The organism is Pseudomonas kitaguniensis (genome assembly GCF_049199985.1).
Lineage (GTDB): Bacteria > Pseudomonadota > Gammaproteobacteria > Pseudomonadales > Pseudomonadaceae > Aquipseudomonas > Aquipseudomonas kitaguniensis.
Map to the genome: position 1 here is coordinate 97,666 of NZ_JBLZPT010000008.1, position 26,258 is coordinate 123,923.

General features: G+C 58.4%; 25 protein-coding genes. 18 read left to right on the plus strand and 7 right to left on the minus strand.

What is annotated here, in order from left to right; translation table 11 throughout:
- Nucleotides 1-9 precede the first annotated feature (9 nt).
- From pstS to ACOZK9_RS12945, 7 genes are all read left to right on the plus strand, one after another.
- Nucleotides 10-1,041: a phosphate ABC transporter substrate-binding protein PstS gene (pstS, locus tag ACOZK9_RS12915; protein WP_058411606.1), complete on the plus strand. Its 1,032-nt coding sequence runs from the start codon at nt 10-12 to the stop codon at nt 1,039-1,041.
- Nucleotides 1,042-1,115: 74 nt separating this feature from the next.
- Nucleotides 1,116-2,081, plus strand: coding sequence for a phosphate ABC transporter permease subunit PstC (gene pstC, locus ACOZK9_RS12920; RefSeq protein ID WP_152746196.1), 966 nt, complete (start codon nt 1,116-1,118; stop codon nt 2,079-2,081).
- Complete coding sequence (gene pstA / locus ACOZK9_RS12925) at nt 2,081-2,995, plus strand: phosphate ABC transporter permease PstA (RefSeq protein ID WP_058411604.1); 915 nt, start codon at nt 2,081-2,083, stop codon at nt 2,993-2,995. The genes pstC and pstA overlap by 1 nt, the downstream gene beginning before the upstream one ends.
- Before the next feature lie 76 nt (nt 2,996-3,071).
- The gene (gene pstB / locus ACOZK9_RS12930) at nt 3,072-3,833 is read left to right on the plus strand and encodes a phosphate ABC transporter ATP-binding protein PstB (RefSeq protein WP_045058436.1); all 762 of its coding nucleotides are present in this window, start codon (nt 3,072-3,074) and stop codon (nt 3,831-3,833) included.
- Nucleotides 3,834-3,896: 63 nt separating this feature from the next.
- Nucleotides 3,897-4,595, plus strand: a complete 699-nt coding sequence (locus tag ACOZK9_RS12935; protein ID WP_058411603.1) for a hypothetical protein — start codon at nt 3,897-3,899, stop codon at nt 4,593-4,595.
- Nucleotides 4,595-5,209, plus strand: a complete 615-nt coding sequence (locus ACOZK9_RS12940; protein ID WP_421555963.1) for a hypothetical protein — start codon at nt 4,595-4,597, stop codon at nt 5,207-5,209. The genes ACOZK9_RS12935 and ACOZK9_RS12940 overlap by 1 nt, the downstream gene beginning before the upstream one ends.
- A gap of 116 nt (nt 5,210-5,325) precedes the next feature.
- Nucleotides 5,326-6,048, plus strand: coding sequence for a haloacid dehalogenase type II (locus tag ACOZK9_RS12945; protein WP_152748497.1), 723 nt, complete (start codon nt 5,326-5,328; stop codon nt 6,046-6,048).
- Nucleotides 6,049-6,124: 76 nt separating this feature from the next.
- Here the strand turns inward: ACOZK9_RS12945 and ACOZK9_RS12950 are convergent, their stop codons facing one another.
- Nucleotides 6,125-7,255 carry a GGDEF domain-containing protein gene (locus ACOZK9_RS12950; RefSeq protein WP_122251363.1) on the minus strand — a complete coding sequence of 377 codons (1,131 nt, stop codon included), beginning with the start codon at nt 7,253-7,255 and terminating at the stop codon, nt 6,125-6,127.
- 249 nt (nt 7,256-7,504) lie between these two features.
- Nucleotides 7,505-8,056, minus strand: a complete 552-nt coding sequence (locus ACOZK9_RS12955) for a thioesterase family protein (protein WP_058411618.1) — start codon at nt 8,054-8,056, stop codon at nt 7,505-7,507.
- Between the two features lie 254 nt (nt 8,057-8,310).
- On the opposite strand from ACOZK9_RS12955, the gene ACOZK9_RS12960 reads away from it, so the two are divergent.
- Nucleotides 8,311-9,846 carry an aldehyde dehydrogenase family protein gene (locus ACOZK9_RS12960; protein WP_152748498.1) on the plus strand — a complete coding sequence of 512 codons (1,536 nt, stop codon included), beginning with the start codon at nt 8,311-8,313 and terminating at the stop codon, nt 9,844-9,846.
- A gap of 9 nt (nt 9,847-9,855) precedes the next feature.
- Here ACOZK9_RS12960 and ACOZK9_RS12965 read toward each other — a convergent pair whose 3' ends face one another.
- The 4 genes from ACOZK9_RS12965 to ACOZK9_RS12980 all read right to left on the minus strand — a co-directional run bounded on the left by ACOZK9_RS12965 (nt 9,856) and on the right by ACOZK9_RS12980 (nt 14,415).
- Nucleotides 9,856-10,869 carry an AraC family transcriptional regulator gene (locus tag ACOZK9_RS12965; protein ID WP_122251365.1) on the minus strand — a complete coding sequence of 338 codons (1,014 nt, stop codon included), beginning with the start codon at nt 10,867-10,869 and terminating at the stop codon, nt 9,856-9,858.
- Between the two features lie 21 nt (nt 10,870-10,890).
- Complete coding sequence (locus ACOZK9_RS12970) at nt 10,891-12,327, minus strand: coniferyl aldehyde dehydrogenase (RefSeq protein ID WP_421555964.1); 1,437 nt, start codon at nt 12,325-12,327, stop codon at nt 10,891-10,893.
- A 54-nt stretch (nt 12,328-12,381) separates the two neighbouring features.
- Nucleotides 12,382-13,530, minus strand: a complete 1,149-nt coding sequence (locus tag ACOZK9_RS12975) for an amino acid deaminase/aldolase (protein ID WP_421555965.1) — start codon at nt 13,528-13,530, stop codon at nt 12,382-12,384.
- Between the two features lie 210 nt (nt 13,531-13,740).
- Nucleotides 13,741-14,415: a TetR/AcrR family transcriptional regulator gene (locus ACOZK9_RS12980; RefSeq protein WP_058411595.1), complete on the minus strand. Its 675-nt coding sequence runs from the start codon at nt 14,413-14,415 to the stop codon at nt 13,741-13,743.
- Nucleotides 14,416-14,577: 162 nt separating this feature from the next.
- Here ACOZK9_RS12980 and ACOZK9_RS12985 point away from each other — a divergent pair, with 162 nt between their 5' ends.
- From ACOZK9_RS12985 to ACOZK9_RS13015, 7 genes are read left to right on the plus strand one after another with little or no spacing between them, the layout of a single operon-like run.
- Complete coding sequence (locus tag ACOZK9_RS12985; protein ID WP_058411594.1) at nt 14,578-15,003, plus strand: DUF2147 domain-containing protein; 426 nt, start codon at nt 14,578-14,580, stop codon at nt 15,001-15,003.
- A 27-nt stretch (nt 15,004-15,030) separates the two neighbouring features.
- Nucleotides 15,031-15,912 carry a TorF family putative porin gene (locus ACOZK9_RS12990; protein WP_421555966.1) on the plus strand — a complete coding sequence of 294 codons (882 nt, stop codon included), beginning with the start codon at nt 15,031-15,033 and terminating at the stop codon, nt 15,910-15,912.
- Between the two features lie 10 nt (nt 15,913-15,922).
- On the plus strand, nt 15,923-17,551 hold the full coding sequence (locus ACOZK9_RS12995; protein WP_421555967.1) for a xylulokinase: 1,629 nt from the start codon (nt 15,923-15,925) through the stop codon (nt 17,549-17,551).
- Nucleotides 17,548-18,225, plus strand: coding sequence for a class II aldolase/adducin family protein (locus tag ACOZK9_RS13000; protein ID WP_058411591.1), 678 nt, complete (start codon nt 17,548-17,550; stop codon nt 18,223-18,225). Before ACOZK9_RS12995 ends, ACOZK9_RS13000 begins: the two co-directional genes overlap by 4 nt.
- Nucleotides 18,222-19,703 (plus strand): aspartate aminotransferase family protein, encoded by a 1,482-nt coding sequence (locus tag ACOZK9_RS13005; protein WP_058411590.1) that lies wholly within the window; start codon nt 18,222-18,224, stop codon nt 19,701-19,703. The genes ACOZK9_RS13000 and ACOZK9_RS13005 overlap by 4 nt, the downstream gene beginning before the upstream one ends.
- Before the next feature lie 10 nt (nt 19,704-19,713).
- Nucleotides 19,714-20,334: a hypothetical protein gene (locus ACOZK9_RS13010; RefSeq protein ID WP_058411589.1), complete on the plus strand. Its 621-nt coding sequence runs from the start codon at nt 19,714-19,716 to the stop codon at nt 20,332-20,334.
- Nucleotides 20,335-20,358: 24 nt separating this feature from the next.
- Nucleotides 20,359-22,335: an SDR family NAD(P)-dependent oxidoreductase gene (locus tag ACOZK9_RS13015; protein ID WP_421555968.1), complete on the plus strand. Its 1,977-nt coding sequence runs from the start codon at nt 20,359-20,361 to the stop codon at nt 22,333-22,335.
- Nucleotides 22,336-22,344: 9 nt separating this feature from the next.
- Here ACOZK9_RS13015 and ACOZK9_RS13020 read toward each other — a convergent pair whose 3' ends face one another.
- Entirely contained in the window at nt 22,345-23,391 is a 1,047-nt protein-coding gene (locus ACOZK9_RS13020; protein WP_122251372.1) for an AraC family transcriptional regulator, read from the minus strand.
- Nucleotides 23,392-23,613: 222 nt separating this feature from the next.
- Between ACOZK9_RS13020 and ACOZK9_RS13025 the strand changes: the two genes are divergently transcribed.
- The 3 genes from ACOZK9_RS13025 to ACOZK9_RS13035 are packed head-to-tail and all read left to right on the plus strand — an operon-like array spanning nt 23,614 to nt 26,225.
- Nucleotides 23,614-25,038, plus strand: a complete 1,425-nt coding sequence (locus ACOZK9_RS13025) for a flavin-containing monooxygenase (RefSeq protein ID WP_152748501.1) — start codon at nt 23,614-23,616, stop codon at nt 25,036-25,038.
- On the plus strand, nt 25,028-25,897 hold the full coding sequence (locus tag ACOZK9_RS13030; RefSeq protein WP_058411585.1) for an SDR family NAD(P)-dependent oxidoreductase: 870 nt from the start codon (nt 25,028-25,030) through the stop codon (nt 25,895-25,897). Before ACOZK9_RS13025 ends, ACOZK9_RS13030 begins: the two co-directional genes overlap by 11 nt.
- A 16-nt stretch (nt 25,898-25,913) precedes the next feature.
- Nucleotides 25,914-26,225, plus strand: a complete 312-nt coding sequence (locus ACOZK9_RS13035; protein ID WP_421555969.1) for an Mpo1-like protein — start codon at nt 25,914-25,916, stop codon at nt 26,223-26,225.
- The last annotated feature ends 33 nt before the right edge of the window (nt 26,226-26,258 follow it).

A 26,258-nucleotide genomic window follows, 5' to 3' on the forward strand; every position in this document is an offset into this window, starting at 1 on the left:
TTCCCTTTAATGAAAAGCTTGATGAAGTCTGCAGCACTCGCCGTCACAGTTTCTCTTTGTGCCTCCTCGCTGACTTTCGCAGCCGAGAGCGTCCGTCTGACAGGCTCCGGTGCCAGCTTTCCGGCACCGATCTACCTCACTTGGTTCAAGGATTTCAGCAAGAAAACCGCGGGTGTCACTGTGGACTATCAATCCAAGGGCAGCGGCGCGGGTGTACAGGACTTCCTCAACAAAACCGTCGATTTCGCCGCCAGTGACTCGGCAATGAAAGAAGAAGACATGGCCAAGGTGGCCGAAGGCGTGCAACTGCTGCCGATGACCGCGGGTGAAATCGTGCTGGCCTACAACCTGCCGGGCAACCCTAAAGGCTTGAAGCTGCCGCGTGACGTGTACTCGAACATCTTCCTGGGCAAGATCACCAAGTGGAACGATCCGCAAATCGTCGCCGCCAACCCTGACCTGAAACTCACCGATACGCCGATCACGGTTGTCGTGCGTGCCGACTCCAGCGGTACTACCGCGGTATTCACCAAGCACTTGGCAGCAATCAACGCCGAGTTCCAGTCGTCCTTGGGCGAGGGCAACACGGTTAACTGGCCAGCCAGTGACAAGTTCATCAAGTCGCCGAAAAACGATGGCGTGACCGCTACCGTACGCCAGACCCCAGGCGCGATTGGCTACATCGAGTACGGTTTCGCCAAACTGGCCAAGGTTGATTTCGCTCAGTTGCAGAACAAAGCCGGTCATTACGTGGTACCCAACGCAGAAAGCGGTGCTGAAGCCCTGGCTGCGGTGAAGATGCCGGAAAGCCTGGTGGCGTGGCTGCCGGACCCGGACGGTGCCAAGTCGTACCCGATCACTTCCTACACCTGGATGATCTTCCGCAAAGACAACGGCAACCCGGCCAAGGCCAAAGCCATGCGTGAAATGGTTGAGTACAGCCTGACCGAAGGGCAAAAAATCGCCGACTCGATGGGCTACATCCCACTGCCGCAATCGGTTGTCGATCAAGTTCGCAAAGCCTCCGCGAACATCAAGTAACACGCGTCAGGCCTTCCTCGGTGTGCGCGATCAGGCATGCCGGGGGAGTTTCCCCCCCGTTCCGGAATTAGCCAATGAACCCACCTTTTGTCGTACCGGTTAACCCGGATTCTGCCTGCCGGCCACCCTCTACGAAGGATTTTCTGGTTGATCGCATCTTCCGTGCGCTTGCGCGAATCGGTGTGGTTCTAATTCTGGCGTTGGTCTTCGCCTTGGTGTTCGAGGTGGGACGCAAGGCCCTTCCAGGCATGGAAAAACACGGTTTTGATGTATTGTTCGGTAGCGTCTGGGACGTTAACCAGGGCAAGTACGGCATTCTGCCGGCCATTTGGGGCACGCTTTACAGCGCCCTGATCGCGTTGCTGATTGCAGGCTTTTTCGGCGTCAGCATGGCGATTTTTCTGACTCAGGATTTCCTGCCCGCAAAACTCGCAGCGGTGTTTCGCACCATCGTCGAGCTGCTCGCCGCCATCCCCAGCGTGGTGTATGGCTTGTGGGGCATTTACGTAGTGATCCCGGCGATTCGCCCGCTCACCGCGTGGTTGAACAGCGAACTGGGCTGGATCCCTTTTTTCGGCACCTCCCTCAGCGGGCCGGGGCTGCTGCCGGCGGCGCTGGTACTGGCGATCATGATTCTGCCGACCATTGCCGCGGTTTCCCAGGACGCCCTGACGGGCGTACCGATGAAAACCAAGCAGGCCGCTTACGGCATGGGCACCACGCATTGGGAAGCGATTCTCAAGGTAATGGTGCCGTCTGCCGCCACCGGTATTTTCGGCTCGCTGGTGCTTGGCCTCGGCCGTGCGCTGGGCGAAACCATGGCGCTGGCCATGCTGGTGGGCAACGCGAACAATATTTCGCTTTCGCTGTTCGCCCCGGCCAACACGCTGGCAGCCTTGCTGGCGCTGAACTTCCCGGAAGCCGGGCCGAACGAAATCGAAGTGTTGATGTACGCCGCGCTGGTGCTGATGTTCATCACGCTGCTGGTGAATGTCATCGGCTCCATGATTATGGTCTATGCCCAACGTGGGAATAAATGATGACTGACATCACGCCCTCCGCCAACAACCTGGCGTCGCCCGCAGGGGCTCTGCCCAGCCTGCAGCGCAAGTTCGAAGGCCGCGCCTTGCGCAGCCTGCTGCTGACCACGCTGGTATGGGCTGGCGCTGTACTCGCCAGCGTGCCGTTGATTTCCGTGCTGTACATGCTGATCACCCGCGGCGGGGCGCGTTTGAGCCTTGAGGTGTTCACCGAACTGCCACCCACCGGTTTCGAGACGGGCGGCGGCTTCGGCAACGCGATGGCCGGCACGTTCGTGATGGTCGGTATCGCCGCCGCTATCGCGGTTCCGGTCGGCATCATGGCCGCGATCTTCCTGGCTGAACTGGGGCCGGACAGCAAGCTGGGCAGCGCTGCACGCTTCGCCGCCAAGATGCTCACGGGCCTGCCTTCGATCCTCGCCGGCGTATTCGCCTATGCGCTGGTGGTGATGACCACCGGTACCTACTCGGCACCGGCTGGCGGCGTGGCACTCGCGGTATTGATGCTGCCCATCGTCGTGCTGACCGCTGAAGAGGCGATGCGCATGGTGCCCAAGGTCATGAAGGACGCAGCTTATGGCATGGGCTGCACGCGCTCGCAGGTGATCTGGAAGATCATCTTGCCGACCGGCATGCCGGCGATCCTCACCGGCGTGATGCTCGCCGTGGCGCGCGCGGCGGGCGAAACCGCACCGTTGTTGTTTACCGCGCTGTTCAGCAACTACTGGATCTACCACGACGGCAGCCTGGCGGTGATGAACCCGACGGCATCGCTTGCGGTATTGATTTACAACTTTTCCGGCATGCCCTTCGACAATCAGCTTGAACTCGCCTGGGCGGCCTCGCTGGTGCTGGTGATGATTGTGCTGGTGGTGAACATTGTCAGCCGTATTTTCGGCAAGCCTAAGTATTAAAAACGGGAGCATCTGAATTTTGAACGTATCAACTGCGAAAATAGCCTCTCCGTTTGTTACTCAGTCGCCTGTGGTCATGGACTGCAAGCTCGACAAGATTTTTTATGGCAACTTCATGGCCGTGCGCGACAGCCATGTACCGATCGAAAAAAACAAGATCACTGGTTTTATCGGGCCTTCCGGCTGCGGCAAAAGTACCGTGCTGCGCAGCCTCAACCGCATGAACGACCTGGTGAAAGGGTTCCGCTTTGAAGGCCACGTGCATTTCCTCGGGCAGGACGTTTACGGCAAGGGCGTCGACCCGGTGGTCGTGCGTCGTTATATCGGCATGGTGTTTCAGCAGCCCAACCCATTCTCGATGAGCATTTTCGACAACGTCGCCTTCGGCCTGCGCCTCAATCGCTACAAGGGTGACCTCGGTGACCGCGTCAAGCACGCCCTGCAAGGCGCGGCGCTGTGGGATGAGGTCAAGGACAAGCTCAAGGTCAGCGGCCTGTCGCTGTCCGGTGGCCAGCAGCAACGGCTGTGTATCGCCCGCGCCATCGCCACCGAGCCGGAAGTGCTGTTGCTCGATGAGCCGTGCTCGGCGCTCGACCCGATCGCCACCCGCCGTGTCGAAGAGCTGATGGTTGAGCTGAAGAAGGACTACACCATCGCCCTGGTGACCCACAATATGCAGCAGGCGATCCGTGTGGCGGACACCACCGCGTTTTTCTCGGTGGATATTTCCCAGGGCACACGCACCGGCTATCTGGTTGAAATGGGCCCGACCACGCAGATCTTCGGCAGCCCGCGTGAACAAATGACCGAGGATTACATCAGCGGCAAGTTCAGCTAAGCCAAGGGGGGCTTAACGGCCCTCACCGGTTCACCGTTTACTCAGAGTTTCCTGGGAATGCCAATGCCTGCAACACGTCGTCTTGATCTGCCCGCGATAGAACGCGCACTGCGTAAGGTGCAAGGACGCTTTACCGAACTCAGCCAGCACTTTATCGAGCCGCGCGATCCGTTGACCGACGAGGTGCTGCACAATGTGCTTGAAGGCTATGCGCTGATTGACGATTATGTCGCTCGCGGCGTCGACCTGTTTGACCTTCAGCAACTGAACCTGATGCTCGAAATCAACGCCACCGTGCTCTGCGGCACGGACCCGGTGCGCAGGCAAGAGTATGCTCAGCACCTGGCCGCCACCGAGCAGCACTTTTTCAACAACGTTGAGGGTGGCATCAAGGACCTGTACAACTGGTACTGCGCGTACCGCAGTGAGTCGGTCTGGAAGCGCGCTGCCGGCGTCTACGTCAGGATTCTCAGCAAGCCGCAATTGTTCATCGAAGGCAACAACCGCAGTGGTTCACTCATCGTCAGCTATTTGCTGATGCGTGCCGGGTTGCCGCCGTTTGTGCTCACGCTGGAAAACGCCGAGGGCTACTTCAACCCGTCCTCGGTCATACGCAACTCCGCCAAGCATGGGGTCAAGGCGTTGTACGAATTGCCCAAGATCAAAAAAAAATACGCAGCCTTCCTGGAAGAACAGGCGCCCGACCCGAAGAAGTTTTTCTTGGGCCAACCACCATCGCCTGTGTATCAGGGAGGCCATTGATGAGCCGGTACGCCACGCTCACCCAATGCCGAACCGCGTTCAGCCGCGCCTGGCAGGCGCTCTCGATGCCAGCGTTGCGCCGCCCACGCATCCGTATTTCGTTCGATATAGACGACACACTGGCCTGCCAGCTCCACCACTGCGCCGTTGAAAAAAGCTGGGTGCCAGCCTGTGTCCACCGTTGGCTGGGCGAACCATTGCGTATCGGTACACGCTCGCTGACCCGAGAGTTACGGCGCCAGGGTTGCAGTATCTGGGTCTACACCTCATCCGGTCGCACGCCGTCCTACATCCGCCGTTGGCTGTTGCTGTACGGCATTCGCGTCGACGGTGTGGTCAATAGCGTGCTGCACAGCCAAGCCCTGACGGTGCACGGCCTGTCGAACGCGCCGTCGAAATTCCCGCCGGCATTCGATATTGACTTGCACGTCGATGACTCCGAAGGCGTGCGCAGTGAAGGGCATGACCACGGCTTTCGCGTGGTTGTGGTGGACCCGCAAGATGTGCTCTGGGCGCAACGCGTGCTGGATGCGGTGGCTGAGGTTCAGGCGCAACTGGCGCGCCAGCAACCGCTCAGGCACAAGCTGCCTGCGCGGCAAGCCTCTATTGCTTGAGCCCTCGTCAGCCGCGAAACCTCAAGGGAGTGATCGGCGCATAATCGGCCGACGGAGCGCTGATTACCGCGTTTATCGGGGCAGTGTTCACGACCACAGACTTAAGAGGCGGCGAGATGGCAAAGCTCGAAGGGGTAGGTTTTCTGGGGTTTGACGTGTTCGGTACGGTGGTCGATTGGCGAAGCGGTGTTTCGCGAGCAGTCGCTCCCTTCCTGAAGCGTCATGGGCTGGACGTAGATCCACTGACGTTTGCAGATCAATGGCGCGGGCTGTACCAACCCGCCATGCAACGCGTCAGGTCTGGCGAGCGTCCCTTCGTAACGCTGGACGTGCTGAACCGGGAAAACCTTGAAACGGTCCTCTCCCGCCACGCTGCAGATTTTGGCCGAATCCCCGAGGCCGAACTGGTCGAACTCAACAAAGCCTGGGAGCGGCTGGACCCATGGCCTGACGCTGTAGCCGGGCTGACCCGATTGAAGCGCAAGTTCTCAATCGGGCCTCTGTCCAATGGGCACATCGCCTTGATGCTCAACCTTGCGAAGTTTGGCGGGTTGCCCTGGGACGTGATCGTCGGTGCAGAAGTCGCCGGAACCTACAAACCCCAGCCGCAAACCTATCTCAAATCTGCGCAAGCTGTGGGCCTCGCACCTGAAGCGGTCGCTATGGTTGCCGCGCACAACTCAGACCTGGCTGCCGCACGTGCGCAGGGGTTCAAGTCGATCTTTATCGCGCGCCCCTCTGAGCATGGGGCGGGCCAGACATCAGACCTGGTCGCAGAGCAAGACTGGGATATTGTTGTCGACTCCCTCACCGACGCCGCGGCTGCCTTGGGCTGTTAATCCGACTTTGCGGGTCGCGAAAAAACATTTTGGCGGGATTCTTGAGCACTATTTTCAGGCAAATAAGTTCAAAAATTTATCCAAACCGGTAACAGTTCTTGCCCGCAGATTTTGCGTTATACATTGCAATATCCGCTCTGGAGAGCATCTGCTCAACACTCCCTGGCTCAAAAGGCGAGATCTCGGTGATACCGATGCTGACACCCAATCCTTTGTAATTCGCGTTTTTACCCACGTAATCTTCCAGGGTTTGGATAATTCGCTCTGCAATAAGTGAAGCGGATGACTGGTCTATATCCGGCATCAACACGATAAATTCGTCGCCGCCCAGTCGCGCCACGGCATCATTTTTGCGCACCACATTACTGATCATTGCAGAGAAGCACACCAGTACTTTGTCGCCGGTGGCATGCCCGTTGGCATCATTGATTTTTTTGAACCCATCCAAATCCAGACACAGCAGGCAAAAACCACTCGCCACTTTGGCTTTCGAGCTGAGTAACGCCGTCATTACATTGAACATACCTAACCTGTTCAATACGCCCGTGAGTTTGTCGTGGGTGGCTGAATGCGTGCTCTGTGCTTCTGCAATATAGGCTTTGGTCAGGTTTGCATTGAGGTTGTTCAGCAGTACCCAGAGACCAGTCAGGTACATGGGCGCTTGTAGAATCAGCACCCGCAACATCGGTTCTGGTTGGAACAACGTGGCCAGTTTCATCGGTATATCCGTGAACAGGATCTGCGTAAATGCGTAGCGGGGTATGCCTTGGTTTCGCATGGCAATCGCGCCATTCATGCTGACTGCCGATGTGCATGCCAGAACTTGGAGTACCGGGTCCTGACTGATAATGCAGCCCGCTGTGCCAATGCCTATTTCGGCCGCCCAGATCAAACCGAAGAGCAGGGAAAGGTCGGTCGCGTAGCGGCGCATGGACTTGCCACTGGCAATAAACCTGCGCAGCAGGAACCAGCGGATGATCCAAATCAGCATGTCGGCGATTAACCAACAGATGAAAAACAACGTTGGGTGAAGTATGACTGCAACGCTGCACACAAGCAGTGTATTCATCCCCGCCGCGACCAGGGCGGCACGAGAGGAAAAGGGGTCTTTGAGTAGCTTTAAGCGGATGTCCCGATCCAGGTTTTCGTTGTCTTTAACAAACCAGCGAATCAACGGTGTAATGGGAAAAGAGTGAAGGTTAGGCATAATACGAGTCCGCCATAAAGCCCATTCCGCTGTTATTTTAAGGGGTTCGCCTGCGCTACGGTCGAGCCTCTTATGTTCTGCCTGTCGTGGTACTCCTCAACACGTTGAAAAAGTTGCACTCGATCATCCGATCAAGTCTGTGAACATAGAGCCACAGAGCAAAAAAAACGTCCAACGACGCAACGGCCAATCCGACCAGTGGTGGCAATTTGCCATTTAGGGTTTTTGTTGATGGCGCGCAGGCCCGGATTACCGATCATTGGTGCTTTCTTCATCTCTGAGTTGGCGGCTCATGGCGTCGCAGCTCTGCGACCACGACATCAGCCATTTCGGCATCTCTGGCGACTGCACGGGCAGTCCCAGTTCTCGAACAAATTCGCTTGGCGCGATAACACCTTTCTGTGAACGAAACAGACCTCGCATCATGACAACGCCGATCACTCTGCCTTTGCTCACAAACCGATGCTCCATGAAGCTCCACTTGTCGTCCCAGCCAAGCATCCTTGTGTGGATTTCAAAAGCTTCAAACAGTCTGAGCTCACGCCGAAATTTACCCCAAGTGTCTCCGACGATGGGCAGCGCCTTTGCTTTGATAGCTACTCGATAGGCGCCACTGCGCAAAACGAAGTCCATGCGTCCCACATCCGCCAATGTGAAATATCGGCCGTTGGTGACGTGTCGATTGAAGTCCAGATCCAATGGCCATACGCGCATGCGGATGACGGTCGATTCGAGTGCTTTTGCCGGTTTGCGCCACGGTCGACGCAGCAGCATGAGGAGAAGCCGAAACCAGAGATTCATAACGACGCCGATGATTGAATAGTTGGCGTACTTTAAAGTGCTGAGGGCTGAGCCAGGTAGGGCCGTAAATGACTCAATTCTGCACAAAAGTGCATTCCGATCACTAATTTCATGGTTTAGGGTTTTCTCGCGGGGCTCGCAGGTGGCTATCGCGATATAGCCGGTTTGAACCCTTTTTCGTCCGTATCAACCCTGCCTCAATGCCCGACAGCCCGTTATCGTGGCGGCTGGCCGATGATCCCGAGGAGCGTTGAATGACCCACCCTAATGAATTCGAATCCCGCCCGCACGACACTGTGCTGTCATATGAGGCTGAGATTTCCCGGGTCGCATTCGAAAATGCCCGCACGGCCTTGCGTACTCACTCACAGCTGTCGATCCAGGCGCGTCTGGCCGAGTTGTGCAAGCTCAAACACGCGATTCTGGCTCACCGCTCAATGATCATCGCGCGGGTCATGCACGAGGTTGGCAAATGTCGAACAGATGCCTTGATCGCGGAAATCCTTGGCACCCTCGATTGGCTCAATTGGTTGGAGAATAATGCCCAACGGCTGCTGAAACCTGAAAAGGTCAAGACGCCAATTACATTGTTGGGCAAGCAATCGTTGCTGCTGCATGAACCCTTGGGTGTGGTGCTGATCATTTGTCCCTGGAACTACCCGTTCCATAACGCGATTACTGGTATTGCAGCAGCGATTGCAACGGGCAATGCGGTGGTCTACAAACCCTCCGAACATGCCCCCTGCAAAGGCCTGGTCGAACAGGTCCTTGCATGCTCTCCGATACTCCAGGCCCTGGTCCAGGTGGTGTACGGCAACGGCAGCCTGGGCTCGGCGTTGATCGACCAACAGCCGGCGAAGATTTTTTTTACCGGCAGCGGCCCCACCGGCAGCAAGATCATGGCCCAGGCCAGTCGCGAGTTGATCCCCGTTGAGCTGGAGCTGGGCGGTAAAGATCCGATGATTGTGTTTGCCGACGCGCCAATAGCGCGTTCGGTGGCGGGTGCGTTGTGGGGCGGTTTCACGAATGCCGGGCAATCCTGCAGTGGTGTGGAGCGTTTATTGGTAGAACACAGCGTGCTGGATCGTTTCGTCGACAGTCTGGTGCAGGCGGCGGAAAACGTCGTAGTACGCTGTGGCGATAACGGCGACGCCGACGTCGGGCGTATGACCGTCGGCTTTCAGCGCGACAAGGTCATCGAACATGTTCAAGACGCTCTGGAGCGCGGTGCCCGCCTGCGATTCGGTGTCATACCCGATGCGAATTCCCTGACAGTGCGGCCAATTATTCTGGACCGTGTCACGTCGGACATGCGGGTCTGGAACGAGGAAACGTTCGGGCCCGTACTGCCGATCATGGCCTTTACCAGCGAAGCCCACGCCATCGAGTTGGCCAACGACACCCATTACGGCCTGTGCGCCAGTGTGTTCAGTGCTGATGCGCAGCGCGCGCTGCGGGTGGCTGGTGCACTTGAGGTCGGTGGTGTTTCGATCAACAACGTCAACATGAGCGAAGGCAACCCAGGCCTGCCGTTCGGTGGGGCGAAGAAAAGTGGATTCGGAAAACTGCGTGGGCCGGAAGGGTTGCTGGGGTTCACTCGCAGTAAAGCCATATTGATCGACAAGGCCGGGAGCAAGATCGAAGCCAATTGGTACCCCTACACACCGCGCAAATTCCAACTGTTCGAACGCTTCATCCAGGCGCTGTATGGGCCGCGGCGTTTGCGCCTGCTGGCAATCGCCTGGCATGGCTTCAGGCTTGAAGCCTTCAGCCAAAAGCCGCGTGACTAATTGAAATGTTCAAGCGCGCGTTTGCCGTGGACCCTGCCCGGTCCAGCGCTTGAACGCCTTGCGGAAGTTCTGCGCGTCGCTGAAACCCACCTCGTAGGCAACCTCATCCAGGGTCATGCGCACATTGCCCAGCAGCGCCAAGGCCCGTTGTTTGCGCAGGTCATCCAGGATGGCCTGATAGGACATGTCGTTCTGGGCGAGGCGGCGGCGCAAAGTTCGCTCGCTCATACACAGTTGTGAGGCAACTGCTGACAGGCTGACAGGCGTACGTAGATCACGACGCAGAATGCGCTCGACGGACTCGATGAACTCAAGTTCACCGCCTCGATCAGCACTCATCTCCAGTAGCTCAACGACTTGTCGATTGCTCAGCGCATCGTGGGTGCCGATGGGGGTATTCGCCCAGTGATTGGCGCAGACAAATAGATTGTCCTTGCGATCAAAGTGCACCGGGCATCTAAACAAGTGTTCATAGTGATCGGCGTAGGCGGGCCTTGGGTAACTCAGTTCGATCGACGATGGGCTGAACATCGGGCCCGCCAGCGCGCGGGCGATATTCAGCAGCATCCCGAAGGCTTCTTCAACGAGAAAGGTCAGAATGTCGGGCTCATGAAATGGGCAAGTAACTTGGAGCGTAATATGCCCAGGGGATTGGAGGTGCTCAAAGCTCAACAGCGCGCCGGTCTGCTTCTGCAGGTCGATGCCCAGGGCTATCGCACTGCCGAGGGTGGCGCTGGTCAGCATGGCGTAACCTACCAGGCCCATGGAGGTGATGGACTCAGTCGCGCTCATGTCCAGACCCAGTCCTCGGTCGCGGCCGTTAGTCATCTCCAGGGCGCGTTTGATCATCAGGCAGGCTTGACGAATCGAGACCCGGCTTTGCGGGTTGGCCAGATCTGCGACATTGAAACCCAGCCCCAAGCACAGCCGGCTGGGGTCCAGGCCTAATTGCGCAATGAGATCCGCCAGGCTGCGCAGCAGGTTGACCGGTAAATCCGCGGTGTGCCATAGGGGGGCAAGCATGCAGTGCTCCTCGTTGTGCGCCTACTTGCCCAGCATCAGGCGGACTACCAAGCGGGTCAGCCGCCCATAGGGTGCCGAGACCTTGTCAGACATATTGAAGGGGCTTAGCTTGAATACGCCCCGTGCATGGGACAGGCGCACGAACCCTTCATAGCCATGATAGGCGCCTGTGCCGCTTTCACCGACGCCGCCGAAGGGAAGGTCGTCCTGGGTGGCATGCAGCATGGTGCCATTGATGGTCACACCGCCTGAACGAGTTTGCTGCACCACATGCGCGATGCTGGTTCGATCATTGGAGAAGCAATACAGCGCCAACGGTTTGGGCCGCGCATTGATGAAGGCGAGCGCCTCGTCGAGTGTGTCATAGGCGATTACCGGCAACAGTGGGCCAAAAATTTCCTCGCGCATGATATCGGTGTTCAAGGGCACGTCGGTCAGCAAGGTTGGGGGGACTTTGCGCTCGGTGGTCCGGTCGAACGCCTTGTCCTGCCACACCTTGGCCCCGGCCACGATGGCCTGATCGACCAGATACAACAGGCGTTCGTAGTGACGCCGCGAGATAATCGAGGTGTAGTCTTTATTGCCGTCAATGGTGGGATACAGCTGCTTGGCCGCCGCCACCCATTCGGTGGCAAAGTGCTCGACCAAATGGCGCGGCACCAGCACATAGTCGGGGGCGACGCAGGTTTGACCGGCGTTGAATAGCTTGCCGATGGCGATCATCCGCGCGGCTTTCTTCAGTGGGAAATCCGCAGTGAGTACCACTGGCGATTTGCCTCCCAATTCCAAGGTCACCGGGGTCAGGTTGCGCGCCGCAGCCGCCATTACCAGACGCCCGACCTGTGTAGAACCTGTAAACAACAAGTGATCAAACGGTAGTTCGCTGAAGCGGCTGGCCACTTGCGCGTCGCCGATGACCACACTGACCTGGTCGGCGGGAAAGGTTTGGGCCAGCAAGTATTGCAGCAACAGGGCGGTACGCGGCGTCAGTTCCGATGGTTTGATCATCACCCGATTACCCGCCGCCAACGCTTCCACCAGCGGTGCAAGGGTCAGTGTCAGCGGGTAATTCCACGGCGCCAGAATGCCGACTACGCCCAGGGGTTGGTAGATCACCCGTGCCGTGGCGGGCTTGAAGGCAATGCCCACTTTGCGTTTGCTGGGGCGCATCCAGGCTTTGAGGTGCGAGCGAATATGCTTGATGCCGTTGACGATGGGCATCAGCTCACTGAGTTGGGTCTCGGCGAACGAACGGTTGCCGAAATCCGCACACACCGCTTCCAGCAGTTCCTCGTGGTGATCGCTGACCAGGCGCAACACGGCGTCCAGCGCAGCGATACGCTGCTCGTAGGTGGGGGCTCCCTGGGCATGCACGGCGGCTTGTTGGGCCGTGAACAGTTCACTGAGTAACGGCACGGGCTCAAGCGAAGAGGGCAGGTTGCTGAGAGGCTGATTCATGACGTTATCCTTGAGCAAAGTGCAGGAAGAGGAGTGGTGAGAACGCGTGCGCCATCAGGAGAAGTTTTTGCCCTCGCCGCGGTAAGTCGGTACACGGTCCACCACGCGCCCGTTGCTGATGACCAACAGTTCATCGAAACGCTCACACAGTTCGCCCGCTTTGGCGTGACGAAACAGTACCGGGTCACCGATGTTCAACGCTTGCGCCAGGGTATGCAGCAGTGGGGTCTGTACTTCGCCGGCGGCTTCGTTGTCGATCAAGCGGCAGCCGCTGGGCAGCCAGGGCCGGGGCAATCGGTCCTTACCCGCCGGCCCGGAGGCGATGTAACCGCCGCCTGAGCACACCATCACGCCGGGAGCCTGGGTGCGTGTCACCGGCAAGGCAAAACCGGCGGCGGGCGTCAGTTCGAAGGCTTGGTAATGGTCGAACAAGGTCGGTGCGTACAGGCCTGATCCGGCAGCCAACTCGGTAACCGAAGGGTCGAGTCGGGTGCTTTCAAAACTGCCCGTGCCGCCGCCGTTCACGAACTGCAGCGTATGGCCGGCCTTACGCAATGCCTGCACGACCTGCTCACGGCGTTTATTGACTTCGGCAATGGAGCGGCGCTTGAGAAAACGGATGATTGCATTCTTGACGGCTTGGCCTGGCACAGCGTCCATCAACCCGGCAATTTGCCCTTCATAGCCCATCAGCCCCCGCAGCACGACGCCCCGGCACGAGGCGATATTGGCGGCCAGCCGGAGCGCAGTCCCCACGTCATTGATCGGCGAACGGTGCACGCCAAAGTACAGCCCCGGAAAAGCCGATGACATATCCAGATCAATCGCCAACGGCATGACCACACCTTCTGTCACGGCTATCTCGTTGATCGCCTGCACCTGGGCCCGGTTATCGACCATCAAGGTAATCGAGCGTCCGCGGCGCAATTGGCAGGCGACTTTTACCAGGCTGCGCTCATCGACCGTCGGGTAAGCCACGACGATGTCGTCAAACCCCAAGCCGGCCAGCCAGGCGGCCTCGGCGGCGGAGTAGCACAGCAGGCCCTGCATAAATGGCCCCGCGGCCATGATCGTGCGAATCATCTCCACCGAGCGTATGGATTTGGTCACCAACCGCACGGGCAAGCCCCCGGCGCGTTTGCCCAGGCGCTGCAGGTTTACGATGAGTGCCTCCAGATCGATGAAGGCGGCGGGTAGCTGCACCCCAGCCAGCGCCTGATGGAAATGGGCGTAATTGCGAACAGGGGGCGGCGGGGGATTTTCGACACGGCGCATGAAGGACCCAATGAGTTCAGCGGTAAGTGAGGTGACGCGTGGTCTCGCTGCTGAGAGGGTAAAGGGCACATGGCTGCTGTTGAAGGTGCGATCCGGCCGGGCAACGGGTCCGCACCGGCCATGTTCGCTCCTCTCTCTTTACACGTTTGGAGCCGGGGTCAACCGGTCCAGATGACTGATAATCATCGAGGCAACCATGGCACACACGCTCTTGGGGTCCAGGGACTCATCAAACAACAACTCGATCGTTGCGTGGATCATCTCTACCGCCACCCTGGCGGCGGTGGCGAGTTGCTGTGGATCTGCCTGCGGGAACACCTGCGCGAGGATTTCTGCCTGTGCGCTTGAGACCTGTCGGTGGGAGTCGATCCTCACATGCTCCAGCGCCGGTACCGCGCGCAGTCCCTTGAGAATCCACATACCGCCCAAGGTGGCGTCGGTGACCCGGTAGGTTTCCAGGATCAGTTCGGCCAGCGCCGATTCCAGATCCTCGGGCGGGCCGGACAACAATTGCGGGGTAATCCAGTGGTCGATCAGGCCGTTCTGTTTTTCCAGCAGGCGCTCACCCAGCACGCTCAGTAGCGCGTATTTATTCGGAAAGTAGCGGTACAACGCAGGCGGCGTCAGCCCTGCACATTCGCAAACCAGGTTGGTGGACAGACGTTCGATTCCCACATCACACAGGGTCTGCGCGGTCGCGACCAGGATCCGCTCGTAGGTCTCGGTGCTGCGCTGCTGTGCAGGCGATTTCTTTTGGTCTTGCGTTTTCCCGGCGGTAACGACGCGGGCGCTGGCAGTGTTGGGCTTGGCCATAGGCACCTAGCAAAGAAAGGTTGAAGAATCAGCTTATCAAGATGAAAAAAAATGTTGCTGAGCTTAGAAATGGTAGTTATAACTATCGTGTAGCGATGACTATCATAACCGATGCGTCGCTAGTGTGACGGTCTCTTAAAACAAAAAATACAGGTGATGACTATGAACGCTCGGCAATGGCTGTTCCTTTCACTGGCACTGGCGTGCTCTTCCATCGGTTATGCGGCGGCGGGTCCACAGGAAGCCAAAGGCCTATGGCTTACCTCGGAAAAGGATGCGGTGGTCAAAGTCGACGATTGCGTCGATAAACCCGGCGCGCTGTGTGGAAAGGTGGTCTGGGTCAAGGACATGGCCTCCACCACCAGCGATTGCGGCGTACAGATCATGCAACTGGATCGTTTCGACCAGGAAGCATGGCGCGATGGTTGGGTGTTTGATCCCCGCGATCATAAAAAATACAAAGGCGTTGTTCGGGTCAAAGAGGGTCTCCTCAATGTCCGGGCTTTTGTCGGTACCGAGATACTCGGCAAGACAGAGCAATTGGAACGTGTTGCCTCACTGCCTCCTGCACCGGTTTGCACTTTGTAAATCCGACCTTTCTTGTAGGAGCGCCTCATGCGTGCAACGACACACCATTGTCTGATGGCTGCTTTGCTGTGGCCTATCGTCAGCCCGTCCATGGCATTCGCCGACGAAATAGCCAGCTACGCCATTGATGTCACAGCCAAGGCTGTATCCGATGTCAGGACCCGGGGCGTTTCGGATTCGTTAAACCATCCCGGCGCCCGGGTCACCGTTCAGGTTGCCCATGAAAGTGGCCTGGTCGCGCTTGCCGAGTTCACCACCGTCAGCAAAAAACAATTCATTGATGGCGACGGAGTGGGCGTTTTACTGGCGAGTGGTTATCGGTTCGGCGATCCGGAGGCATGGCATTACGGCCTGGGCGTGGCCGCGGAAATGTTCCCCGGCGCACAGTTCAAGGCGCCGAACAAATTTGACTTTGAAACCTTCACCCCCACCGATGAGCGCACGACCAACTACAACAGCCAGTTCGCGGTGTTGGAAATTGGCTACGGTGCGTTGGAAGGTCGAGTCGCTCGGGTGCTGTCCAAAACCTACCGTGGTGCCAACACCGGCGGTGTGTGCGGCGCCCAGTTGCAGTTTCGTGACGATCCCACGAAGGGCCTGGAATGCTACGCCAAGGGCGACCGTAACTCCCGTGGCAGCATGCTCTATGACCTGGACTACAAATATGCTTTGGGGATGAACACCACGCTGAAGCTGCACGCTGGTTACCAGCAACTCGTCAATTTTTCCGAGGCGGATGCGGCCGACTATGACATCGGCCTGAGCCACCGCTGGTTGGGATTCGACTGGGGCATCGACTGGATAGCGGTCAAGACCAAGGCGCGTGAACTGTACATGGTCGAGGACGATGGGCATGTGCGTGCCACGGATGACAACCGTTGGGTCGCATCGATTTCGCGTACTTTTTGAGTAAACCTCTATGACTTCGCTTTTCTTATCCCGGACGCCTCAGGCGGCCACCGGTCTGGAGCAACTCGTCCTGGCTGTGGACCTCGGCACCTCCGGTTGCAAGTGCGCCCTGGTTTCACTGGAAGGCGATATCCGGGCGTGGGCGTTTCACAGTGTGCCGCTGCATGTGAGCGGGTTGAGCGTCGAACAGGAACCGCAGGATTGGTGGAATGCTTTCCTGCGTGGCGCCAATGAACTGCTCAGCGCCGATCCAGTCCGGCGGCGCCAGGTGATCGCGGTGTGTTGCTCAACACAGGGCGAAGGCACTGTGTGTGTAGATCGGGACGGCGTGGCTATTGGACGTGCCATGTTGTGGCTGGACAAACGAGGGGCCGGCGCGGTGAAAAAACGCATGGGAGGAGGGCGGTTCAGCCTGGCTGGCTATGGACCGCTCAAGCTCTGGCGTTCATTGCGCCTGACCGGTGGCGTGGCCTCGTTGTCCGGCATGGATGCCGCCGGGCACATGGCCTATATCGTCGATCACGAGCCGCAGCGCTATGAGCGAACCTACAAGTTTCTCAACGTGCTCGACTATATGAACCTACGGCTGTCGGGTCGCTATTGCGCCACCAGCGACTCGATGTTGACCGCATGGATCACCGATAACCGCGACCCTCACCGCATCCGCTACGACGACGGGCTGGTCAAGGCACTGGGAATAGAGGCCGGCAAACTGCCTGAGCTTGTCCGCTCCACCGAAGTTATCGGCACGCTGCGCCCGGAGCTTGCCGAGACGCTCGGACTGGCGCGCACTACGCAAGTGGTGGCGGGTGCCGTCGACACCTCGGCGGTGGCCGTCGGCGCCAGCGTCAGCGATTTTGCTCCGCACCTCTATCTGGGCACCTCGTCGTGGGTAGGGGCTCACGTCCCTTTCAAGAAAACCAGCGTGCGTCACCACATAGCTGCGGTACCCAGTGCCGTCAACGGTCGCTACCTGGCGATGGCCATGCAGTCGGCGGCGGGCGCAAACCTTTCATTCCTGCGCGACAAGGTGCTGTACCACCCGGATGAGCTGCTCAGTGATGAACAGCAGCCGGACGTCTATGCCTTGCTTGACCGTATCGCCGCACGCGTGCCACCGGGGTCGAGAGGGTTGATCTACACACCCTGGCTGTGTGGTGAGCGCTCACCAATCAGTGATCCAAGCCTGCGCGCCGGTCTGTTCAATCTGAAGCTGGAGCACTCGCGGGAGGACATCATCCGCGCCTTCATGGAGGGAGTCGCCCTCAATACGCGCTGGATGTTCGAGCCGTTCGCGCGTTTTCTCGGCCAGCCCAGCGATGTGATCGTGGCCACCGGTGGCGGTGCCCAATCGGATGTGTGGTGCCAGATCATGGCTGACGTCTGTGGGCGCGTTATCCAGCAGCCGCAGAACGCCATCCAGACCAATGCACGCGGGGCGGCGTTTATTGTGGCGGTGGCGTTGGGCAAGCTGCAGTTCCACGACCTTTCCCGCCTCAAGCGCCCCCACCGCCTGTTTGAACCGTCCCGCGTGACCCGCGCGCTGTACGACGACCAATTCGCCACGTTCCAGGAGGTGCGCACGCGCCTTGCGCCGCTTTACCGGCGACTGAACCCCATACAGGAGACGGCCTCATGAGTCATGTCCAAGAGCAAATTGTCGAGCTCTCGCAGCATCTGTGTCACCGCGGCTTTTTTGCGGCCACGGGCGGCAATCTCGCGTTGCGTATCGATGCGCAGCACATCGCGGTCACGCCGTCGGCTACTGACTATTTCACCATGCGCCCCGAGGATGTCTGTGTGCTGCGCCTCAAGGATCTGGCGCAGCTCTCCGGTGACCGTGCCCCCACGGTTGAAAGCGGGCTACATGCAAAAATCCTGCGGGCGCGCCCGGATGTGCAGTGCAGCATCCACACGCATCAGCCCGTAGCCAGTGCTTGCACCTTGCTCGGTAAACCAATGGATGTGCCCAACCCTGAACTGTGGGATTCCTTGGGTAAACACATTCCCCTGGTCGGGTACGCGCCTTCAGGGTCCAACTGGCTGGCCGGCAAGTTCGGCCGGGCTATTCGTTGGGATTACAACGCGTACCTGATGCGCAACCACGGGGTGTTGTGCTGTGGCCCGGATGTCGAGACAACTCTGTCGCGCCTCGAGGACCTCGAGACCTTTTGCCGTGACTACCTGTTACGCCAAATCACCGAACAGTCCCGTCATAAATCACAGTCACCTGCCGCCGTGGCACGCCTGGTCGACGCCTTGGTGCGTTCCAGCGCTGTCGATGCTCACTCTTCTTCCGAGATCCCATCATGAACAAACCCCTGGACCCCATCACATTGCCTGCGGCGGCAGATTCCGCAGTTTCGCAATGGCCTGATGTTGACTCGCTCTATCGACGGTTCGATGCGCTGGTCAAGCAACCCATTCGCCCCTTGAAGCGTGAGGCGCTGAACAAGGTCATGGGCTACTTCGACGAGCGCTGCCAGGGTTCGAAGCGGCTCGCCGAGGGGGCCAAAAAATTCATACCGGGGGGCGTGCAGCATAACCTCGCGTTCAATCACCCGTTCCCCCTCGCCATCGCCCAGGCCAAGGGCGCGCACCTGACCGATGTGGACGGCAACCGCTATATCGATTTTCTACAGGCCGGCGGGCCGACTTTGCTGGGCTCCAACCATCCGGCGATTCGTGAGCAGGTCAATCGGATCCTCGACGACTGCGGTCCGGTCACCGGCCTGCTGCATGAATACGAGGTGAAGCTGGCGCAGTTGGTCTGCGAAGTGATGCCTGGCGTCGACATGGTGCGCCTGCTGGGCTCCGGTACCGAGGCGGTCATGGCGGCGGTGCGCCTGGCGCGCGCGTATACCCGCAAGAAATGGGTGATCAAGATCGGCGGGGCGTATCACGGTTGGAGTGACCAGTTGGTATACGGCATGCGATTGCCGGGCACCGGCCGTATGGAGGCCGTCGGCATTCCACGCGGCGCCACGGCTAACACCCAGGAAAGCCCGCCGAATAACCTGGACGCGTTGCGTCGGCGCTTGCAGATCAATCGCCTGCGCGGCGGCACGGCGGCGATCATGGTCGAACCCTTTGGCCCGGAAAGCGGCACGCGCCCGGTGCACCCGGACTTCAACCGTCAACTGCGCAAGCTCTGCGACGAGTTCGACACGTTGCTGATTTTCGATGAAGTGGTCACGGGTTTCCGTGCGGGCCTGGGGGGCGCACAAGCGTATTTCAACGTGATGCCGGACATCACCGTACTTGGCAAATGCCTGACCGGCGGCTACCCCATGGCCGGTGCCATCGGCGGGCGCAGGGAGGTGATGCAGCTGCTCGCCGGCGGTATTGGTACTTCTGCACGACGGGCCTTTGTGGGCGGCACGTTGTCGGCCAACCCGCTGTCCTGCGTGGCGGGCTACTACGCTTTGATCGAGGCGCGCAAACTGAATGCGCCGGCTTTGGCGGGACGCGCTGGTGACCGTATGCGCAAGGGGCTGGACGAAATCATTAACCGCCGTGGCTTACCGTATGTGGCCTATAACATGGGCTCGATCGTGCACCTGCAAACCTCAGGCGTGTTGTTGCTGGATACCAGCAACCCGCTCAAGTTGCTGCGTGCACGTCATGAAGCCAAGTCGCGTAAACACATGATGGAAGAAATGGGTGCGGCTTATACGGCACATGGGTTGATCACGCTGGCCGGCAGCCGGATCTATACCAGCCTGGCTGATACCGACGACGTCATCGACGACGCGCTCGAGCGATTCGACGCCGTTTTTCAACTGGTGTGAGGTGAGCGTGATGCAGGATGTACTGCGGCAACAATGGCTGGAAATCCGGCAACGGCTGGTGGGTCTGGTACAGGAGGGGAGCAGTTTTTCCTTGCGTATACCGGGCGAGCAAAGCATGTGGTGGGGCCCGTTGGATGACTTGGCCCCCACCCACGTCGGTTGGCCGGTACATGTGCTGGGTGACAGCCAGACCCACCAGGCGATCTACCGTGCCCGGAGTGACGTCGGTGCCATTTTGCTGGGCGGAGGAGACTTCGCCCAGCGCTTGGCAGACTTTGGCGGGGTTATGCCCATTCTGTTTGATGAGCAGGCACGGCATATTGGCCACATGGGGGCGCCGGCGGCGTCAGTCCACGACATTGCCGGCGCCTTGCAGCGGGGCGGCAATGCCGTGCTGATCAAGGGCGTGCCCGCGACCCTGGGCACCACCGGTACCCGGATGGCGATGAATGCGCAGCTGTTTGAAAAATGCGCCAAGGCGTTCACCCTCGCCAAGGCCTCCGGTACCAAGATGACACTGCTGCCTTGGTGGGTAGTGCGAGTTGCCAACAGCCGACTGATGAAGGATGAGCAACGTGCGACGCAATGTTTTGCCCGAGGCGAGATTCCGCCGGAAAACCGTGGTTACTGAAAACCCTTCAAGAGGTGTAACGCCATGCACATGCCGTCCGCTGTTTCCCGTAAACACCTGAGTGTCGCCTTGGCGCTGGGCTCTATCGCCGTGCTGATGGTGGGGCTGCAACCCTTGTTGCTGGGAGAGTTGCTGGCGCAGAACCGGCTTTCACTTGAGGGCGTCGGCTTGGTTGCAATGGGCGAAATTCTCGCGCTGGGGCTGGGTGTCGTCCTGGGCGATTTATTGCGCTCCGTGTTCAGCCTGCGCCAGCTCACCGTCGTCGCTATCCTGGCGGCATCGGGTATGGACCTGGTCACGGCCAATACCACCGGGGATGGCGCACTGGCAGTGGCGCGGGCCTTGGCCGGCCTGGCCGAAGGTTTGCTGTTATGGGGCACCGTGAACCTGATCGTCCAAGGCCCGGCACCTGACCGCGTGGCGGGGGTGTTCATGGTGGTGCAAACCCTTGGCCAGGCCTTGGTGGCTGCGGTGTTGGCGTATTGGGTGCTGCCTATTCAGAGCACCTCGTCTTATGGTTTCGTGTTCCTGGGTACGCTGACGGCAGCTTCTTTGTTGTTGGTTCGGTGGCAACCCATTCGGCTGGCCAATCAGCAAGCACAGCGAACGGACGATGCCGGGTTCGGTTGGGGTCTTAATCACCTGTTATTGCTCGGGCTGGTCTTTATGCAGCTCAGCGCGATTGGTGGGCTTTGGGCTTATCTTGAGCCGTTAAGCAAATACGTGGGGCTTGATGCGCAAAACGCACAATTGCTGATCTCCGGTACCTTGCTCATGCAGGTATTGGGCGGCTGCCTGGGGATCGTCCTGGTACGCCGGATCTCGGACTTTTCGTTGTTGGCCGTCGCCGCCTTGTTGTTGGGCGGCATCGCGCTGGGTATGTATTTTTCTGCGGATATGGGCGTCAGGGTATTTCTGCTGCTGTGCGGCGCGTTTGGCCTGGTCTGGCTGATGCTGACACCCTTCCAGGTACGTATTGCTCTGCAACTTGATCCTTCGGGGCGAGTTGCCGCGTTGGTGCCGGGCATGCAGCTGTTGGGGTGCGCTTTCGGGCCCTTGATGGCGTCACAATGGGTGGTGGGGGAGAACGCCGAGTACGTGCTGTTGGTCAGTGCCGTGTTCTCGCTGATTGCATTGACGTTGGTCGGCTTGCTTCGCCGGTGCCCGGCAAGCAACCGCGTCAGCTTTGCACGCAAAGTGGTCCTGGTGGTGGGGGCGTCCTCAGGCATGGGGCGCGCTCTGGCGGTGCGTCTGGCGCAGGAAGGCGCCTGGGTTGTGGCCACGGCGCGGCGCAAGGAGCTGTTGAACGACCTGCAACTGGAAATCACGCTCCAGGGTGGCAAATGCCTGGTCTCGGCAGTGGACGCCCTGGATGAGCATGCGGCGGCCGATCTGGTGGGTGAAATTATCGAGCTGTACGGTCGTCTGGATGTGGTCGTACTGAATGCCGGCGGCGCACCTGCGTTGGATATGCGTGAGATGAGTGCGTCCGACGTCACTGCGTATATGCGCTCGAACTATGATGTGGTGGTCAATTATCTTTTCCCCGCCCTGGAGCATATGAGTCGCCAGGGGCATGGTTTTGTCGTGCACACCAATTCACTGGCGGGGTTCCTGGGGGTGACGTTGCAGGGCCCATATTGCGCCGCTAAAGGCGCACTGCGCCTGTTGATTGATACATGTCGCATTGAGTTTGGTAACAGAGGTATTCGCTTTCTGTCGCTCTACCCAGGGTTTGTGGCCACCGCTAAAACCGCAAACGATGGCATGCCGGCACCGCTGGAAATTTCCGAAGCGGCAGCCGTCGATCACATGCTGTACGCAATGCGCAGCCAGCGCTGGGACTACTTGTTTCCTTGGCCGATGAGGTGGCTGATCCGTTTGGCCAGAGTTCTGCCCAAACCGATCACGCTCTGGGTATTGCGTCGAGAGTTGCCGGTGCTGGCCAATGACAGCAGCGCGTCTTCACCCGTGATTACCTTCAAGAACACCTCGGCATAAAGTCTGACATCAGGTGGTGCGCTGCGTATTCGGCAACGCACCCGTCCAGCGTTTGAAGGCGCGCCTGAAGCCCCGTGCGTCGCTAAAGCCGATGGTGTGCGCAATGTCAGCTATCGACATACGGGTGTTTTGCAGTAAGTCACAAGCACGCTCGTGCCTGACTCGATCCAGCAGCCCGCTGTACGTCACGCCCAGGTCCGTCAGTCGACGACGCAGGGTACGCTCACTCATGTTGAGCGCCTTGGAAAAGGTCTGAAGCGCTTCAGGATCGTCGAGGTTGAGGCGGATATGACTGGAGAGGGTTTCGATCAAATCATTTCGTGAATCGCCTCTGTTCATCAACTGATCCAATTTCGCCCGCAAGGGTCCACACGCCATGTCGTCGTAATCCGGCAGGCGTGCGCTTAACCAATGGGCTTCGCAGATCAAGCGATTTTTCCCGGCCATGAACTTTATCGGGCAACGAAATTCGCGCCGATAGGCCTGGGCATAATTCGGGCGAGCGTACGACAACTCTACCCTGAGGGGGTTGAAGGCTGGCCCGATAAGCCGCCTTACCACGGACACCGCGCTCGAAAAGGCTTCTTCGATCAAGAAGGGCTCAATTTCCAGATCAAACACTTTGGGTTTGACCTCAATGATGAACTCATTGGGATGGACGCAGGCACGGTGCTCCAGTAAAGCACCGGTATCACCTTGGTGTTCGAGACCGTAGGTGATGGCTTCACCCAGCGTTTTACAGGTCAGCATGGCCAGGCCCGCAAACCCCCAAGACACCGGGGTCTGACGTGCGCCGGTAGATAGGCCCAGCGCAGGATCCTTGACCACTCGCTGCGTTCGAGTAATCAGCATTCGGGTTTGCCGATAAGACAAGCGCATGTCCAGATCAAGCAGTTCGGCATAACCGAAGCCGAGCCCGCGACAAATGCGCTCCGTCGAGAGCCCGCTTTCCATTAACAGGCTGAACAACGCCCGCGCGACGTTGGGAACCACTACCGCTTCATTTTGTTGGGGATGCTGCTTCCAGTGCTGGGCAGCGGCTGCGGGCTCTAACATAGATCACACGCTCTCCATCAGAATGAGTCTGTAGACGATACCTTTCGGTCGGTAATCTAACACCTCCCTTTCTGCTATTGCGGGCATAACGGGTGAGTTTCCTGTGCGCGCAGCTTATCTGTCCTCCATGGTCCCCTGAATGGCCGCGAAAGGCTCATCGAAAGCACCGACTTCCCTTTAGATTTTGGTTCAACACCGAACTGGATATTCAAGGGAAGCGCTATGAAATCAGAACAAGACGCAGCGATTATCGACCGAGGAAATAGCGCCTGCATTATTGGCGCCGGGCCTGGTGGGCTGAGTGCCGCACGCGCACTCAAAGCAAAGAAAATTACCTATGACCAGTTCGAGCGGCATTCGGATGTAGGAGGGATTTGGGACATCAACAATGTCGGCACACCGATGTACGATTCGGCGCATTTTATCTCGTCCAGGGATCTGTCGGGATTCGTCGGGTTTCCAATGCCCAGGGACTTTCCGGAATACCCCTCCCACCGTCAAATCGCGCACTATCTCAGGAGCTTCGCTGCAGCATTCGGGCTGCGTGAGTCTATTCAGTTCAGTACAACGGTAACCCTGATTAGAAAGGATCCTGACGGGCACTGGTCCGTCAGCCTGAGTGATGGTTCTACACGGCGATACCGTTGGATCGTGTTAGCGACCGGGACAAACTGGAAGCCCAACCTGCCAGCGTTTCGTGGTGAGTTTGATGGGGAAATACGCCATTCCAACTCGTTTCAATCCGGATCGGAATTCCAAGGTAAGAACGTGTTGGTGGTGGGCGCGGGAAATTCTGGCGCGGACATTTCCTGCGAGGCCGCCATTCACGCAAAACAAGCCTTTATCAGCATGCGCCGTGGTTACTACTTCATTCCCAAGCATGTGTTTGGTGTACCTGCCGATGTGTTCGGTGAAAATGGGCCGCACCTCCCTTTGTGGCTGGCCAGGCCTGTCTTCAAGTTCTTATTGAAGCTGCTTGTGGGAGACCTGACACGATGGGGCTTACCGAAGCCTGATCATCGTTTGTTCGAGACCCACCCGATCGTGAACTCGCAACTGCTGCATCATCTTCAGCACGGCAATATTGCGGTGCGTAAAAACATCGACCGGCTGGAGGGTGATTTCGTCATTTTTTCAGATGGTGCACGCGAAAAGATCGACTTGATTCTTTGTGCCACAGGCTTCAAATGGGGCGCTGAATGCGCTGCGCAGTTTTTCGAATGGAAGCATGGCAGGCCCCTGCTTTATCTGTCGATGTTCAGCCGCACTCACCGTAACCTCTGCGCCATCGGTTACCTCGACCAGAACTCCAGTGCTTTCAAGCTTTTCGATACCCAGGCGCTCACCCTGGCTGCGTATTTTCGGGCGCAGCTGGATGGGCTCGACACCGCGCGCCAATTCGATCAATTGATTCAGAGCGACGAGCCGGACCTCAGTGGCGGGATTCAGTTTGTTCAATCGGACCGGCATGCGGTTTATCTGGATGCTCGGTCCTTCACTGCTTACCTGGAGACGCTACGCACACGCATGCATTGGCCGCGCTTGACTGAGGATCTGTATGCAGCCATCAAGCTCGATCAGCCCTTTCCAAAGAGCGCTGCTCCTGTGGTTCATGAAGTGCTGGGGGAGAGTCTGCATGGCGAGTAATACGTCATTTACGGGCTGGACAGCGCTGATTACGGGAGGCGCCGGTGGGTTGGGGCGGGCGATCGCGGCGGCGCTGATCGCCCGCGGTGTCAAATGCGTGCTGGTCGATATTGATGCGGTGCGCCTGGCCGAGGCCGCCACTGCCCTCGGGCCCCAGGCATTGACCTATCAGGCGGACCTTACCGATCGTGAAGCGCTTGGGGGGCTTGTGAACTATGTAAGTAGTGAGATCGGTCGCCTCGATCTGCTGGTCAATAACGCCGGGATATTAAGCAATATTCCATTCGAGACCAGGCCAATTGTATCGATTGCGCGTGAAGTCCAGCTCAATATGATGGTTCCTTTGGAACTGTGTCAGGCGTTTCTACCCTTGTTGCAACAAGCCAGTGACGGACGGGTTATTTCAATTGTTTCCTTAGGGGGATTATTTCCCATGCCGGAAACATGCATTTATTCGGCAACAAAATTTGGCCTGCGTGGCGCCATGCTTTGCTTGGGGTTGGATGGCAAACGCTTAGGCGTAAAATTTACCATTGTGAATCCGTCCGCGACGGAGACGCCGATGCTGATGCGTGAGGCCATTGAAAATGGCAACAAGATGCAGTTTATGGATCCGCCTCAAATGCCCGCAGACGTGGCTAAAACCGTCATCAAAGCGCTGGAAAAACCTCGGCTGGAACTGTTCGTTCGTCCCAGTGAATCCTGGACTGCGCGGTTAGCCATGCTGGTGCCGGGAATTTTACCGCACATATTGCCCTTGTTCCGGCGCAAGAGCGAAAAGGGCCATCGCAACTATGTCGTGTCGCTCGAGCAGCGAGGGTTGATAACCAGAGACGGTGAAGGCTGGCGCCTGAAATGAGCCAAGGGGCAGTAATATGAACAGAGCAGAGAAGGGCGAAGCAGTCGGTGAGTTCTACAGGTTCTATCTGAGTGAACACCTGAATAGAACATCACGTCGACTGCATTTTATCGGATCGACGCTTGCAGTCGTCCTGCTGGTGGTGGGCGTAATAACCGGTGTGTGGTGGTTGCTGGTGCTGGCATTTATTGAGGCTTACACATTTGCCTGGGTCGGGCATTTTTTCTTCGAGAAAAACCGACCGGCCACTTTCAAGCACCCCTTGAAGAGTTTTGCTGGGGATTGGCGAATGTGGTGGGAAATACTGACGGGAAAAATACCGTTCTGACAGATGCTGGAAGATAGGCCGCCAGACGAAGTG